Source organism: Candidatus Palauibacter sp. (assembly GCF_965222475.1).
Taxonomy (GTDB): Bacteria; Gemmatimonadota; Gemmatimonadetes; order Palauibacterales; family Palauibacteraceae; genus Palauibacter.
The window spans coordinates 279,812-294,932 of record NZ_CBDCUB010000007.1; the positions used below are offsets into that span (position 1 = coordinate 279,812).

A 15,121-nucleotide genomic window follows, 5' to 3' on the forward strand; every position below is an offset into this window, starting at 1 on the left:
CTCAATCTTCCGAGACCGCCGAGAACGAGAAGTCGCCGGTGCTGTCGCCGAAGCTCTCCATGTCGTCCATGCCGAGCTTGTGCATCAGGCTCAGCATCACGTTGGCCATCGGGGTCCCGTCCGGCGCCTTGATGTGCATGTTGCCCTCGAGTTCGCCGCCGGCCCCGCCCACCACGAACAGCGGGCAACGCTTGTGGTTGTGCAGGTTCGAGTCGCCCATGGGGGACCCGTACAGGATCAGGCTCTTGTCGAGCAGGTTCCCATCGGGCTCCTCGATGCTGGCCAGCTTCTCGAGCAGGTACGGCAGCATGCTGACGTGGTAGCGGTTGATCTGAGCGTACTCGGTCACGCGTTCCTCGCGGCCGCCGTGGTGCGAGGCCGGATGGAACGCCGAGTCCACGCCGCTGCCCGGATACACCCGGCCTGATCCGTCGCGGCCCAGCTTGACCGAGAACACCCGCGTCAGGTCCGACTGGAAGGCCAGAGCCTGCAAGTCGAACATGAGGTGGACATGTTCCGCGAAGTCGTCCGGTACGCCGGGCGGCGCTTCGGGGATCTCACGCACCTCCCCGCTCGCGTTGTGCGCCTCGATGCGCTGAATCCGGCGCTCGATCTCGCGAATGTTGTCGAGGTACTGGTCGAGGCGCCGCTGGTCCGTCGCGCCCAGGTCGCGCTTGAGGCCCGTGACCTCGCTCATGACCCAGTCGAGGATGCTGCGGTCGGTGCGCCGACGCCGTGCCCGGTCCTCCGCCGTCCCACCGGCCCCGAACAACTGATCGAACGCGGCCCGCGGGTCGCGGATCATGGGCAGCGGCTCCGTCGGCGACGCCCAGCTGATCGTGTCGGTATAGACGCAGGCATAGCCGTACGCGCACCCGCCGGCCTGATCCACGTTCTCGATGCAGAGCTGCATGGACGGGATCGGCGTGTCCTGCCCGAAGCGCTGGGCGTAGTACTGGTCCATGGAGGTGCCGACGAACACGTCGGACCCCTCGGTCTGCTTCGGGTGGGCCTGCGTGAGGAACGCGGCGCTGGACCGGAAGTGGTCGCCGCCGATCTCCTTCGCCGTCCTCGCCTCCGCACCCTCGATGTCGGTGTTGGAGATGATGGTCAGGTAATCTCGCCACGGCTCGAGCGGGCTCAGGCTGCTGGGCGTCAAATCGAAGTCGCGCCCCACCTTCTCCGGCGACCACATGAACTGCGACGCGCCCCACTCGTTACAGCCGGCGGCGCCATGCACCATCTCGATGCCGATGAACCGCTTCACATCGGTCAACGGGTTGGTGGCGGCCCACAGCCGGCCAGCCGGCAGCATCGCATCCAGGAACGGCAGCGCCACCGTAGCGCCAAGACCCTTCAGCGCCGTCCGGCGGGACATGTGCTTCCCTGTGATGACGTCCATGCTCACTCCTCCTGATCTGTTCGGCGTCCGCGTCTCAACGCTCGCCACCCGCATCGATATCGTCGTCTGCCACCATCTCCACGGCGCTCATCTGGAAGGGCACGCTCTTCACGACCTCCATGATGAACGACGTCATCCGAAAATCATCGGCCTTCGCGACCCGCGCGATCTCCCGCACCGTCGGCATGTCGTAGTATTCGATCCGCCGCCCCAGCGCGTAGGCCATGAGGTTTTCCACAAACGTCCGGACCAGCGAATCCTCGCGCTCGAGCAAAGCCGCCCGCAGGTCCGCGGCGCTCCGGATCGGGGTCCCGTCGTAGAGTTCGCCCGTCGTGTCCACCGGCCGGCCCTGTTCCTTGATCCTCCACGCCCCCGTCACGTCGAAGTTCTCCAGCGCGAGACCGATCGGGTCGATGACCCGGTGACACGAACGGCAGGCCGGGTTCGACCGGTGCATCTCCATGCGCTCCCGCACGGTAAGGAAACGTCCGTCCTCCGCCTCGTCCGTCGCCTCCAGGTCGGGCACGTCCGGCGGGGGCGGGGGCGGCGGGCTGCCCAGCAGCACCTCCATGACCCACTTGCCGCGCAACACCGCCGACGTGCGATCGGCGTGTGACGTCAGCGTGAGGATGCTTCCGTGCCCCAGCAGGCCGCGACGGGCCTCGTCGGGGATATGAACGCGGCGGAATTCCTCGCCCGTCACGCCGGGAATTCCGTAGTGTCGCGCAAGCCGTTCGTTGACGAACGTGTAGTCGGCGCTCAGCAGCTCGAAGAAGGGTGCGTCCGAGCGCACGACGTGCTCGAAGAAGAGCTCGGTCTCCCTCAGCATCGCCTCGACGAGCCGGTGGTCCCAGTAGGGATAGAGCAGGGCGTCGGGGTGGATCTTCTCAAGATCCTGCAGCCGGAACCATTGTGAGGCGAAACGCGTGGCCAGGGCTTCCGAGCGCGGGTCTTCAAGCAGTCGCCGCGCCTGCGCTTCCAGGACCTCCGGATCCGAGAGACGGCCCGTATGCGCCAGCTCGACGAGTTCGTCGTCCGGGTGCGTTCCCCAGAGGAAGTAGGAGAGCCGCGTAGCGAGATCGATATCGCCGAGGCGGTACACGTCGCCCGGCCGGGCGTCCGCCGGCACTTCCTCGAGGCGGAAGACGAAGTGCGGGCTGGTGAGGATCGCCTGGAGAGCGGTGCGGATCCCGACCTCGAACCCGCCGTCCTCGGTCCCGAGATCGAAGAACACCATCAGGTCTTCGACGTCGTCCGTCTCCATCGGGCGGCGATAGGCCTTGGTGCCGAGCGCCGTGATGATCTCCCTCGCACAGGGCCGCTCTTCTTCGGGCGCCGTGGGCCGGCACGAAAAGACCCTCGCGCGGCTCGGCGTCTCCGAGACGCCCGTGACCGCGAACGGCCCCGTGACGATGAAATCGCGCAGATGCGGGAGCGTGGTGACGCCGTACGCGCTGCCGATGTTCGAATCGGCCAGCTTGTAGTCGATCGGCTTGATGAGGTCGTTGTCCGGGCCCTCCGCGTTGAGGAGGAAGGCTGCCGTGACCCTCTGCGGGCCCGCCCGCACGTGGATCGGCTCGGTCTCGATCACCATCCCCTGCGGGTCGGACTCCGACATGAACGGGTCGACGTCGAGCAGCCCCACGCGCGCACCGTTGATCGAGACCTCGATCTTCTCGTCAGGCGCGGTCATCCCGTACAGGAAACCCGTCGGGCCGGGGTGCATGTCCATCTTGAACACGTACTCGCCGTCCGCCGGGAAGATGTGGATGACGGAGATCCCGCCCCGGGTGCCGAACGGCGCGCCCTCTGCCCGCACCGCCTGGGAGGCCGTCTTGGGCACCTTGTAGGTCACCTGCCGCGGGCCCGCGTCCGGGTCCCCGATCGCCATGCGGCTGATCTCGCCCGCCGCTCGCAGGTAGCCCTCCATCAGCGTGGCGGACATCATCTGCACGTCGGCGATGTTGTCGAAGTTGTCGCTGATCGTCTCGGTGGGCAGGAACGCGCCGATGTCGACGTCCAAGTCCAGCAGATCCTGCACCGCGCGCCGGTACTCCGCCCGGTTGAGACGCTGGAAGGTGCGCGTACCCGGGTTCGGGTTCCCGCCGGCCGCCGCGTCCACCCGCGTCTCGAGCTCCTCGACCATCGCCGTCATCGTGGCCTCTGCGGGCCGCCGGATTCCGGGCGGCGGCATCATGCCGGCGCGGAGCTTCCGGATCATCTTCTCCGCCGTCTCGGCGTTGGCCGGGGCCTGGGTGGCGTCGAACTCGAGGAACGAGAGGCTCCCGGCCCTGCGAGTGTCGTTGTGACAGCGGACGCACACGGTGTGGATGACGGAGTTCGCCACGGTGTCCGGGGCGGGAGCGAGCGCGAGCGCAGGGGAAGGACCGCCCAGCGGCGCATCCTCCCCCGTGACGACGAGATACAGCGCCGCCGTACCCAGAGCCGCGATCGCGAACTTCTTCATGTACACCTCACCGGCTGTCGCCCGATCTGTCTGGGCAAACACCGCGACCTGGCGCGGCGTTTGGACACACCTCCCCCGCCCCGCACCCAGCCTGTGCAAGATAGGCTTTCTTCTCGAAGATACGCCAGCCGAAGCTACTCCGGCGCGCCGCGTGACTCGAGGTAGTCGCGGCCCGCGGACATCAGGGCCACGAAGGCGTCTTCATCTCCGGCGGCGACCGCGTCCCGGATTTTCTCCACCGCCTCGACGAGTTCCGCCAGCGCGACATCCCCGTATTCGTTGAGGGACTGGATCTCGAAGTACATGTGAGGATTCTCGCCGGCCAGTGCGCGCGCCACGTCGAGTTGGGCCTCGAACGTCGTGCTCGAGACATCGGCGAGCCGGGGGGTCGTCTCGCCGGAGCGAGCCAGCGCCGTGAAGAACGCAATGTTGAGTGCGTGGGAGAGCCCGAGGACGAACCCCATCACGCGGTCGTGGCTCTCCAGATCCATCCGGACCCGCGTCGCCATCGTCGAGGCGAAGAGGGCGTCGGCCTCCTCCGCGGCCTCCGCGCACCCCACATCCACCACGATCACATGTTCGCCGGAGAGGAGTTCGGTGTCCGGACCGAACATGGGATGGACCGAGGTGGCGCGGACGCCGGCCCGGGCCAGCGCCGCGAGGCCGGACCGAAGCGGGCTCTTTAGCGAACCGATGTCGAACACCAGGCCCTGCGGCCCGATCTCCGCCAGCCGTTCCAGGATCGCGTTCGCGGCGATCATGGGCGTGGCCACGACGATGAGGTCCTGGTCGAGCCGGACCTCCGCCCAGTCGGCGTGGTCCCCTCCGTCGGGATCGGCCGTCTCGACCTTGAACCCCTGGGAAGAGAGGAAGCGGGCGAACCAGTCCCCCATCTTCCCCGAACCCCCGATGACGAGCGCACGCTTGCCACCTCCCCTGGCAGCCGCCGCGACGCTGCCCCGCTCCTGCACGGCGAGCGAGGAACGGATGAGGGAAAGCACCATGTCCTCGGCCAGCCGGGGCGAGAACCCCAGTTCGCGCGCGGCGGCGCGGGCGCGCTCGATGACGACCTTCTCCTGGCTGTAGTCGCGCGTCGGCGTCTGCGCGGCACGCTTCCGCTTCCCGATGCTCGCGGATATCTCCTGCCGACGGGCCACCAACTCCAGCAACTCGCGGTCGATGCGGGCGAGTTCGTCTCTCAGGCGATTCAGATCGGACACGGGTGGCTCTGGCCCTATCCGCCCGCTATGACGCGGATCGTCTGGCGGAGCGCGATCCAGCTCACGTACGCCAGCAGCGGCGGGGACACGTAGCGGATGAGGAACCGCGCCACGGGGATCAGGCGCTCGAAGGCGGGCGAAGCCCCGACGCGGAGTTCCTCGTCCGGGTTCTTCATCACCCAGCCCGCGATCACCGCCATGGCCAGGACGCCGAGTACGGTTAGGAGTTCAGCGGCCACCTGGTCCATGATGCCGAGCGCCCCGAGCGACAGCGCGGGCACGATCCCGATCGCCGCCACCACGAGCCCCGAGGTCAGCGTCGCGCGGCGCCGCGTCCAGCCTCGCTCGTCGATGAGGATGGACGTCGCCACCTCGAGCAGCGATACGGCGGAGGTGATCGCCGCCACGATGACGGCGATGAAGAACAGCGTGCCCACGACCCGGCCCAGTGCCTCCATCTGCGCGAACGCGCTCGGGAGCGAGATGAAGAGGACGCCCAGCGTGCTCTCGCCGACGTCCTCCGACAGCCCGAGCCCGAACACGATCGGAAACACGACGAGCCCCGCCACGAAGGCGACGGTGAAGTCCGACAGCGCGATGACGGCGCTTTCACGGCCGAGGTTCGCGGTCCTGGAGAGGTAGGAGGAATACGTAACCATGATCCCCATCCCCACGCTCAGCGAGTAGAAGGCGTGGGCGGCCGCACCCTGCAGCACGACCGGATCCAGCAGTTCATTCAGCGACGGGGAGAGATAGAACCGGTATCCCTCCGCGGCCCCGGGGAGCGTCGCGGCCCAGATGGCGAGACCGATGAGGAGGATGAAGAGGAGCGGCATGAGCAGCATGCTCGCCCGCTCGATCCCCTTGCGGACCCCGAACGCGACGATCCCCACCGTGGCCCCGATCGAGACGAGATGGAAGACGACCGCCGAGGGTCCCGACGCGATGGCCGCGTATCGCGACGCGGCGTCGGCATGGAATCCGGTTGTGAGTCCGTCGAGGGCGTAGCGGAGGGCCCAGCCCGTGATCACGGACAAATAGGCGAAGATCACGGTAGAGGCGACCAGGAAGAGGAGCCCGACCGCGGCCCAGCGCCCGCCGCCGACGGACCGCAGCGCCCCGATCGCCGACTGCCGGGCCCGCCGCCCCACGGCGAACTCCGCCAGCATCATCGGCACGCCGATGAGGAAGGCCATGCACACGTAGGCGACGAGGAAAGCTGCGCCTCCGCCTTCGGCCGTCTGATACGGGAACCGCCACATGTTCCCCAGCCCCACCGCGGACCCCACTGCCGCAAGCACGAAACCGGCGCGCGTGCCGAAGCGTTCGCGAGCGAGTTTCGAAGGGTCCGTTGACTGGTTCAAGTGGCGCATCCTCGGCCGGATGCCCGTATGGGGCGGGAGCGCTCAGTGTCGCCGACCACTGCCGTCAGCCGTAAGCTCCGCACGTCGGCTCGAAGCAGACCAGCGTCGTCAGCTCCCGTCCTCAGCTACTGCGGTCCCCTACCGCATCTCCATCTATCGATCAACGTGACCGGTTCCGTTGCGATACGCCCGACTGCTGGTCTTGCCCTCGCGTGCCCCCCCCCCCCCCAACATGGCGGAGACTGAATCCTAGGCGTGAGCCCCTGGAGAAACAATCGTTCTGCCCGGGAGGGATGGATGTTCAGGTGTTTCCGCGCCGGTTTCGCCTCGTTCTTTTGCCTCCGACCTTCCCGCTGCGCGGCCCGACTGGACGCTCCCCCATGCTTTGGGCTGCGGCCTTGGCTGGCGGTTCTCGTGGCGGGAGCATCGGCGGCGGGGCTCCTGGCATGCTCCGACTCCGTTTGGGAGCCGCCTTACGCCACCGGGGGGGGATCAGCAGATGGTGGCGCCCGTCGTGTCTCAGACCGGGCTCAACGCCGACGTGGACAGTCTTCCGTCGTGGGAGACGGTCGTCCAGGGAATCGGGGGGCCAGGGTGCGAGTTCTATTTCCGGCGCGCGACGGGCAGCTACGTCTCCCGCAAGTACGAGTTGGAGTATAGCTCGGAGGCGAACAGTGGGGCCAAGGCGGCGTGGGCGCGGCTACACAGCATCTGGGTAACCGTGAAACGTCCCAGGGCGGACGGGAGCGAGGAGGTGCTTCCCCAGCAGTTGGCGATCTGGGCGGTGTGCCTGCTCCCCGGGACGGAGCGCGGGAAGCTGGAGGTGAACGGGAGCGTGAAGGCGATTCTCAAGGAGCTGGGGCTCGAGATTCCCGATAAGATCTGGGCGTCGGCGCGGCCGCCGGGGGGCGGGCGCTGGGCCACGCTCGGGAGGCTGGCGTTGGGCTGGACTGCTCCGCGATCATTGTTCGCGGCGCAGACGAGAATCGACCCTGACTGCTTCGATCCAGTCCCCTCCACGGAGTGCGTCCCGCCCGAGATGGAGGAACTCGTCGTTACTGCGACGGCGACGTGTCCAGGGCTCGACCTGGATGCCGTAGAGGGGTCGTGCAGCCTCTCCAAGTTCGTCCTCGAGGGAATCGAGACCATTCCCCATACTCCTACTCCGGTCCCCGCGCCCAGTGGTTCGCCGGGCGGCCCCAAAGAGGGCCCCAAAGAGCGTGACGACGACGGTGACGACGACGGTGACGACGACACGGAGACCGCAGCCCCGCAGTTAGACCTGAGGTGTAGATCTGTAACACGCGGTGACAGGGGAGGTTGCAGCGTCACGACTCGGGACGTCACGGTGACCCTCAGCGCCCTTACGTACGCCTGGGAGACGGGAGCGAGAGTGGCGCGCCCCGCGGGTACGGGGAGCATTTTCTCCTCGTGGTACGGGACCGCGACGAGTACTCGGAGCTTCACGGTCGCGATCTCGGGGCCGGACATCGCGGCGACCACGTTGAACGGGACCGTCACGGTTGAGCCCCGCACTAGGTCGCTGGTGTCGCTGAGTTCCGTAGTTTCGTATACGGGTACCTGGACGGACGGCACATTCGGCCGTTACGACCTCCCCACCACCACCCCCGCGCTCACCGCCGGCGCCGTCCTCGCCGGGAGCGGTCCGTGGGACGGCGAGCACACCGCCGGCAGCCTAGCGGTTCCAGCCACGATCCTGATCCACCAGGACTTCCGCTCGGGCGCCGCTGGATACCCGGGCGCGAACCTGGTCCCCGCGGATCGGTGGTGTCAGGCCACTTCCCTACCCGCCGTCGCGAACCTCGTCAAGGTGAACGGGGATTGCGGGTCCAAGCCAAGCCTGGATGCGTTCGAGAGTAGTATGCTTACGCACGAGGGGGCCCACCAAGACGCCATTGCCGCCTGTCTTAACGCCCAGGCGGCGAGGGGGGACCAGGCGGCGATGGAGACCCTCGTAATGGGCGACCCGGCGGTGTTGAGAGACGAGTTGGCGGATGAGTGGCGCATGTATTACAGGGACCATGTCTTGGGCTCCACCGGCGGCGCGGTTGCGGGTTTCACCAGCCAGTGGGTGTGGGACTATTGGAACTTGCAGGCTGGCCAGCGCGGCGCCGGCGGGACAGCCTGGGTATTCGGTGGGATCCCCATCGACGGGCACCTTGCGGGTCCTTGCCGGTAGTCCAGAGTCCCCGCGCGGCACTTCGGCGCCGACGACACACGGACCCTAGTGGGAGGAGGAGGAAACATGACTCCGGGAGCGATTTTGAAGGTGTTCGCGGCGGTCGCGTTGGCCGGGCTTCTCGCGCCGAACGCGTTACCGGCGCAGGAGCGGGAGACCGGGGAGCGGGAGTGGGCGCCGGGGCTGGTGCTGGACGAGGGGGGCGGCTGGCGCGTGCCGACCGCGGTCGAGGCGCTGCGGGCGCTACGCGGCGATTGGAGCCTGCTGGACGATCCGGACCCGGACAACTCGCCCGCCGTCGCGTTGCTCAGGGAGGAGCACGGTCCCCGCACGCAGGCGGAGCAGGAGGCGCTGGTGGACGCCCTCGTCGACATTCTGCTGATCGACGCGGAGTTCTCGTCCGACGAGTTCCTGGTCCGATCCAAGGCCGGCGCCACGCTGTCGACGGCGCAGCGCCACGCATCCTACCTGCGGGGCACGCCCTACTCGGAGGCGTTTGACGCGCTGGTGCGCGTGTACGAGACGCGCGCGGCCCGGGTGCTGGCCGGCGGCGGGGACGATCCGTTCCGCGAGGCTTATCGCACGGGCCCCTCGCTCGCCGCTTCCGGACTGGTTGGGGCCCTCATCCGTGTTTACTCGGCTGACCCCGAGGGGCGGGGCCGGGACTACGTGCGCGCCCTGTTCGAGGCGAGCGAGCCGCTTCCGCCCCCGGTGTGCCGCCGGGGGTTGGTCCCGTTGGTCATGGGCCCGGATGGGGAGATCACGGCTAGCTCCAAGGAGGGGCATGAGGCGTGGCTCGCGCAGCCGGAGTGCCCGAAACCCTACAACCCATCGGTGTGGTGCGAGGCGGGACGGTTCCTCATGTACGAGCCCGGAGCGAGCCGCCCCCGCAGGCCCGACGACGTCGCCGATCCGCCCGATCCCGAGGTGTTCGAGGAGCTCTGTTTCCCCGCGATCATGTGAATCCGCCCGCACCGGAGCGTCGAACGCCTCCGGCACGTCGTATTGCCCGGGGGCGACGTGCGTGCAGTCGTACGTGACGCCCCGGCCTTGAACTCGCTCGCCGTGTCGATATGCCGCAGCCGCGCGGCACGTCCTCCGCCGAAGGAGCCCGGAGGTGGCCGTCCAGGCTGCCCGCGCTAGCCGCTCAGTGTTGAGGTAGGGTGCCGTCGACCGGGGGGTTACAACTTGGCGAAACCGACTGCGATCACCCCTGATCCCAGGGGAGGCCGACCGTCGCCGGAGTGCAACAGGTACGCGGGGCCCATCCTGTCCCCCAGATCCCGCTGAAACGCTCTCAGCGACGTTGCCATGGCCGGGCGGGGCGTTGCGCTCTTCTTGACCTCGGTCGGGATGACCTTCGTCCCGGCCTGGACCAGGAAGTCGACTTCGACGCCGGCGGCGGTGCGCCAGAAATACACCTGCGGGCTCAGCCCGCGGTTCGTGAGCGTCTTGATGATCTCGCCCAGGACGGCCGTTTCCATCAGGCATCCCGCCATGGGGCCCGCCGCCGCGTGATCCGGATCCCTTAGGCCGGTCAGATGGGAGAGCGTGCCGGGATCCGCGAAGTAGATCTTCGGACTCTTGACGAGTCGCTTGCCGATGTTGGCGAAATAGGGCCTGACGATGAAGATCTGGTGGGTCGCCTCCAGGACGGACAGCCACGCCTTCGCGGTGTTCACGGCCACGCCCAGGTCGCGCGCGAGGGTGCTCAGGTTCAGGAGTTGCCCGCTCCGGGCGGCCAGGGCCCGGAGAAAGCTCTGGAACTGGGTGAGGTCGCCGACCTGCCGCAGGCTCCGCATGTCGCGTTCCAGGTAGGTCTGTGTGTAGCCGGCGTGCCAAGGGTGGATGTCCCTCCCGGGCTGGGCCACAAGTTCCGGGTACCCGCCCCGCAGGAATTCCCGCCAAAGATCCGTGGGAGCGATGGTCCGCTGGATGCCGGTGCCCGCCTCAGCTTCCCATGGGAGGGGGGCCGTCACGTTGCCGAAGGCTTCGCGTCGCGACATCGGAAGAAGCCGGAAAATCGCGGCACGTCCGGCCAGCGATTCCGTGACCGTCTCGATACAGTTGCTTCAGGAGCGTCGTCTTCCCCGACTGCCTCGGCGCCGTGAGGACCACAGCGGGGAACTCGGCGGCGGCCCTCGTCAAGACCGGCTCCAAAGATCGCTCCGGGTACTTCGTCATGCCCCCACCCTGCAAATTTGCATTTGCAGTGCGGAATCGCACATGCCGAAGCGGGGGACAAGCGTGAAGTCGGCGCTACCCGTTGCGTTTCCGCCCCTCGCCGGAGGATTTTCGACGTCGTCGGGGCCCCGACGCGGGCCCGGCCGCCAGCCCACCACCCAGCCGAGAGACGGCCCGAGTGACGCCACACGTCGAGATCCCCGGACTCACGCTGACCCGGGAGGACTTCGAGCGGGCGCGGGAACACGTCGCGCCGCACGTCTACCATACGCCGCTGCTGACATCGCGTTCGCTGAGCGAAGCCTCCGGGTTCGACATCCGGCTCAAGGCCGAACTCTTCCAGCGCGGCGGGTCCTACAAGGTGCGCGGTCCGCTCAACGTGATGGCGCACATGAGCGAGGAGGAGCGGGCCCGGGGGATCATCTGCTCCTCCGCCGGCAACCACGCGCAGGGCGTCGCGCTGGCCGCGCGCCTGTATGGGATCCCCGCAGTCGTGGTCATGGCCGAGAACGCAACCCCGGCCAAGGTCGCGGCGACCGAGGAGTACGGGGCCGAGGTCGTGCTGCACGGGTCGATCTGGGACGAGGCCAACGAGCGGGCGCTAGGACTCGTCGAGGAACGCGGGCTCACCTACGTGCATCCGTTCGACAATCCCCGCCTGATCGCGGGCCAGGGCACCCTCGGACTCGAGATCCTCGAGGACTGGCCGGAGGTCGAGGTCGTCGTCATCCCGATCGGCGGGGGCGGCCTCATCTCCGGCAATTCGATGGCGCTGAAGAGCGTGAACCCGGCGATCCGCGTGTTCGGCGTGGAATCTTCGGGAGCTCCGGCGATGAAGCGCACCGTTGAGTCCGGAGAGATGATCACCCTGGAGGCCGTGGACTGCGTGATCGACGGGCTGAAGGTGATGCGGGTCGGCGACAACACGGCGTCAGTCGTGAGCCGCTTCGTGGAGCGGGTCGTGACCCTCCCCGACGAGGAGATCTTCGACGCCATGCTGTGGCTGATGGCGCGCGCCAAGCTCGTGACCGAGGGCGCCGCGGCCGCATCCGTCGCCGCCGTCCTGCACGGCCTCATCGATGCGCCCCCGGGGACGAAGGTCGCCTGCGTCCTCAGCGGCGGGAACCTCGACGTCGAACAGTTGCGGGGCCTGAGCTGGAACTGACCGGCGACCGGCGCGGAGGAGTCCCCGTATGTGCGGCCCCGCGGCGCATACGCGGGCTCCTCCGTCTTGTGGGCATTTCGGAGCTCGCTGTTCTGCTCACGTCGCTCGTCCCGGCCGCAATTCATCGCACAGGAGCCCGGGCAGAAGTGCCGCCCGGCCAGGATCGCAGGTGGAGTCGGCGCCGCGCCCGACCGCCGCGGCGCTGCGCACGGACGCCCCGCCCACGGTGGACGGCCGGCTCGACGAGCCCGTCTGGCAGCAGGCTCAACCCCTGACCGGATTCGTCCAGTCCCGTCCCGACACCGGGCGCGCCCGCCACCGAGGAAACGGTGGTCCGATTCGTGTACGACGACCGCGCGCTCTACATCGGCGCGATCTGCTACGACTCGGAGCCCGACGGCTTCTTCGTGTCCAGTCTCAAGCAGGACTTCAACAGTGGCTCATCCGACGTCTTCGGCGTGACGCTCGACACGTACCTCGACCGCCGGAACGGGTTCATGTTTCTCGTCAACCCGGAGGGGGCGCTCAAGGACGTCCAGATCTTCGACGACAGCCGCTCCGAGAATCAGGCGTGGGAAGGCCCGATTCGGGTCGAGACCACCAGGAACGGCGAGGGCTGGACCGTCGAGATCGAGATCCCGTTCTCCACGCTCCGCTTCAATCCATCGGAGGAAGATCAGGTCTGGGGACTCCAGATCCTGCGCCGCATCCGGCGCAAGGCGGAGGACACCTTCTGGGCGCCGCTCGACCGGCGGGACCAGATCCACAAGATGTCGAAGGCGGGGACGCTCACCGGTTTCAGCGGCGTGACGCCGGGGCTCAACTTGCGGTTGAAGCCCTACGCCCTCGCGCAGGACCAAACGGGGACGCTGGTCGAGGAGGGGCGCGGGGGCACCCAGGCGGACATCGGGTTCGACGTCAAGTTCGGGGTCACGCCGGGGCTGACCCTCGACCTGACGTACAACACCGACTTCGCCCAGGTGGAGGTCGACCAGGAGCAGGTCAACCTGACCCGCTTCCCCCTCTTCTTCCCCGAGAAACGCGACTTCTTCGTCGAGAACTCCGGGACGTTCTCGTTCGGCGACCAGTCGGAGCGCAGCTACCGGACCGGCGTCTCTCTGCGCGACTTCACGCTGTTCCACTCGCGTCGTATCGGCCTCACCGGGGGCGGCGAACCGATTCCCATCCTCGGGGGCGCGCGGCTCACGGGGCGGATGGGCGGGGTCGAGGTCGGCCTCCTCAACCTCCAGATGCAGTCGAGCCCCGGGCTCCCGGCCGAGAATTTCTCGGTACTGCGGGCTCGCCGAAGCCTGTTCGGGACATCGGACATCGGCGCGGTTTTCGTGAACCGGCAGGCGACGGGCACCGACATCGAGGGGTACCCCGATTTCAACCGAAGCTTCGGGCTCGATGCGAACCTGAGGCCGCTCCCGTCGCTGCTCCTCGCCCCGTTCGTGGCCTGGACGCGCTCGCCGAATACCGACGGCGACTCTTTCGCGGGACGGATGTGGGTGGGCTGGCGAGACGAGCTGTGGGATGTGTCGGCGCTGTGGCGGCACGTGGGGGACGACTTCAACCCGACCGTGGGCTTCGTGCGCCGGCGTGACATTCGGCAGAGTTACGCCACCGTGGGTCTCCATCCCCGGCCTCCGGTACCCGGCGTTCAGGAGGTCAATCCCTACCTCGAAATCGACTATGTCCAGGATCTCGAATCCGTCCTCGTGACGCGGACCCGGACGGCGGGATTCGGGGTGTCGTTCCTCAACGGCAGCGGGCTCACGCTGAACTACACGGACCGGTTCGAACTCCTGCGGGAACCGTTCCGCGTCACGACGGACGCAACGATCCAGGTCGGGGAGTACGACTTCGGCGGGGGGTCCGTGCAGTACCGGTCGGCCCCGGGCCGGGCACTATCGGGGTTTGTTCGGGTCGAACGGGGCGGGTTCTTCGACGGGACGCGCACGTCGCTGTCGGGGGGAGTGATGTGGCGGCCGAACTATCACCTCTCCGTGGACCTTTCGGCGAACCACAACAACATCTCGCTCCCGGACGGAGACTTCACGGCGGACGTCTTCGGGGGGCGGATCGACTACGGCTTCTCGACCAGGATCTTCGCGAGCGCCTTCGTCCAGTACAATGCGGCGCAGGACCAGTTCGTGACGAACGTGCGCTTCAACTACCTGTATTCTCCGCTCAGCGACATCTTCCTCGTCTATACCGAACGCCGAGACCTGGCCGGCGGCATGACGGTGGAGCGCGTCCTCGCCGCGAAGGTGTCGAAGTCCATCGGCTTCTGAGCCGCCCTCCCGGAATCGCCGCGTGTGCGCCCCACCGCGAAGAGTTGCGTGGGTTCCCTTTTTTAGACTAGTATCAGTCTAGTCCGATTTATCTCGCGGGTCGATTCCGAAGAGAGCAGCATGCCATGCCCAACATTGGCGCCTTTGAAGCCAAGACGCACCTGCCCCGCCTCCTTCGGCGCGTGCAGACGGGGGAGCGTTTCGTCATCACGAGACACGGCCGTCCCGTCGCCGAGTTGATCCCCTTCCGAACGACCGACCCCGACAAGGTTCAGGCGGCGATCGACGACCTGAAGGCGTTCCAGGAGACACACAGTCTCGGCGGGCTCTCCGTTCGGGACATGATCGACGAAGGTCGCCGGCATTGACGTTCGTGCTCCACTGTTCCGTTACGATGGCCTGGGTGTTCCCGGACGAGGCCACCGAGGAGACGGCTCGGCTCCGGGATGCCCTGAGGGAGGGGCGAGCGTTCGTTCCGGCCCTGTGGCCGATCGAGGTCGCGAACGTGCTGCTTGTCGCGACGCGGCGAGGCCGCCTCGCCGAGACCGATTGGCCGCGGATCTGGCGAAACCTGGAAGCTCTTCCGATCACGATCGAGCCCGTTTCCACGTCCCGCATCCGCGGAACGGTCCTCGACCATGCCTCTGTGCACGGGCTCTCCGTCTACGATGCCACGTATCTGGAACTGGCCATCCGGATGCGATTGCCGCTTGCCACGCTGGACCGGGCGCTCGCCGACGCGGCACGAGCGGCGGGACTCGAAGTACCGACCGTCACGTAGCTGGATCCGGAAGGGGCTCCGGCGCGTTCCCGCGGGAACGT

At 67.7% G+C, this 15,121-nt stretch carries 11 protein-coding genes; 6 read left to right on the forward strand and 5 right to left on the reverse strand.

Annotated features, from left to right (window positions below; translation table 11 throughout):
* Window position 1: 1 nt before the first annotated feature.
* From ACOQPP_RS13195 to ACOQPP_RS13210, 4 genes are all read right to left on the reverse strand, one after another.
* Window positions 2-1,402 carry a DUF1552 domain-containing protein gene (locus tag ACOQPP_RS13195; protein WP_420636721.1) on the reverse strand — a complete coding sequence of 467 codons (1,401 nt, stop codon included), beginning with the start codon at window positions 1,400-1,402 and terminating at the stop codon, window positions 2-4.
* Window positions 1,403-1,436: 34 nt separating this feature from the next.
* Window positions 1,437-3,869 (reverse strand): DUF1592 domain-containing protein, encoded by a 2,433-nt coding sequence (locus tag ACOQPP_RS13200; protein WP_419166041.1) that lies wholly within the window; start codon window positions 3,867-3,869, stop codon window positions 1,437-1,439.
* A gap of 134 nt (window positions 3,870-4,003) precedes the next feature.
* Window positions 4,004-5,089, reverse strand: coding sequence for a prephenate dehydrogenase/arogenate dehydrogenase family protein (locus tag ACOQPP_RS13205; protein WP_419166040.1), 1,086 nt, complete (start codon window positions 5,087-5,089; stop codon window positions 4,004-4,006).
* A gap of 14 nt (window positions 5,090-5,103) precedes the next feature.
* Window positions 5,104-6,453 (reverse strand): sodium-dependent transporter, encoded by a 1,350-nt coding sequence (locus ACOQPP_RS13210; RefSeq protein ID WP_419166039.1) that lies wholly within the window; start codon window positions 6,451-6,453, stop codon window positions 5,104-5,106.
* A 499-nt stretch (window positions 6,454-6,952) separates the two neighbouring features.
* Between ACOQPP_RS13210 and ACOQPP_RS13215 the strand changes: the two genes are divergently transcribed.
* Both ACOQPP_RS13215 and ACOQPP_RS13220 read left to right on the forward strand, forming a co-directional pair.
* The gene (locus tag ACOQPP_RS13215) at window positions 6,953-8,653 is read left to right on the forward strand and encodes a hypothetical protein (protein WP_420636722.1); all 1,701 of its coding nucleotides are present in this window, start codon (window positions 6,953-6,955) and stop codon (window positions 8,651-8,653) included.
* Window positions 8,654-8,719: 66 nt separating this feature from the next.
* Entirely contained in the window at window positions 8,720-9,616 is an 897-nt protein-coding gene (locus ACOQPP_RS13220) for a hypothetical protein (RefSeq protein ID WP_420636723.1), read from the forward strand.
* A 218-nt stretch (window positions 9,617-9,834) separates the two neighbouring features.
* Here ACOQPP_RS13220 and ACOQPP_RS13225 read toward each other — a convergent pair whose 3' ends face one another.
* Window positions 9,835-10,659: an ATP-binding protein gene (locus tag ACOQPP_RS13225; protein ID WP_419166036.1), complete on the reverse strand. Its 825-nt coding sequence runs from the start codon at window positions 10,657-10,659 to the stop codon at window positions 9,835-9,837.
* A 356-nt stretch (window positions 10,660-11,015) separates the two neighbouring features.
* Between ACOQPP_RS13225 and ACOQPP_RS13230 the strand changes: the two genes are divergently transcribed.
* The 4 genes from ACOQPP_RS13230 to ACOQPP_RS13245 all read left to right on the forward strand — a co-directional run bounded on the left by ACOQPP_RS13230 (window position 11,016) and on the right by ACOQPP_RS13245 (window position 15,080).
* The gene (locus ACOQPP_RS13230; protein WP_419166035.1) at window positions 11,016-12,002 is read left to right on the forward strand and encodes a threonine ammonia-lyase; all 987 of its coding nucleotides are present in this window, start codon (window positions 11,016-11,018) and stop codon (window positions 12,000-12,002) included.
* Between the two features lie 329 nt (window positions 12,003-12,331).
* Complete coding sequence (locus ACOQPP_RS13235; RefSeq protein WP_420636724.1) at window positions 12,332-14,299, forward strand: DUF5916 domain-containing protein; 1,968 nt, start codon at window positions 12,332-12,334, stop codon at window positions 14,297-14,299.
* Window positions 14,300-14,424: 125 nt separating this feature from the next.
* Window positions 14,425-14,667, forward strand: coding sequence for a type II toxin-antitoxin system Phd/YefM family antitoxin (locus ACOQPP_RS13240; RefSeq protein WP_420632477.1), 243 nt, complete (start codon window positions 14,425-14,427; stop codon window positions 14,665-14,667).
* Window positions 14,668-14,672: 5 nt separating this feature from the next.
* The gene (locus ACOQPP_RS13245; protein ID WP_420636854.1) at window positions 14,673-15,080 is read left to right on the forward strand and encodes a type II toxin-antitoxin system VapC family toxin; all 408 of its coding nucleotides are present in this window, start codon (window positions 14,673-14,675) and stop codon (window positions 15,078-15,080) included.
* Window positions 15,081-15,121: the final 41 nt, after the last annotated feature.

Excerpts from the sequence above, each read along its gene's own strand:
- ACOQPP_RS13195 (WP_420636721.1), bottom strand. The coding sequence starts at position 1,402 with ATGGACGTCATCACAGGGAAGCACATGTCCCGCCGGACGGCGCTGAAG.
- ACOQPP_RS13200 (WP_419166041.1), bottom strand. The coding sequence starts at position 3,869 with ATGAAGAAGTTCGCGATCGCGGCTCTGGGTACGGCGGCGCTGTATCTC.
- ACOQPP_RS13215 (WP_420636722.1), top strand. The coding sequence starts at position 6,953 with ATGGTGGCGCCCGTCGTGTCTCAGACCGGGCTCAACGCCGACGTGGAC.
- ACOQPP_RS13220 (WP_420636723.1), top strand. The coding sequence starts at position 8,720 with ATGACTCCGGGAGCGATTTTGAAGGTGTTCGCGGCGGTCGCGTTGGCC.
- ACOQPP_RS13225 (WP_419166036.1), bottom strand. The coding sequence starts at position 10,659 with ATGTCGCGACGCGAAGCCTTCGGCAACGTGACGGCCCCCCTCCCATGG.
- ACOQPP_RS13240 (WP_420632477.1), top strand. The coding sequence starts at position 14,425 with ATGCCCAACATTGGCGCCTTTGAAGCCAAGACGCACCTGCCCCGCCTC.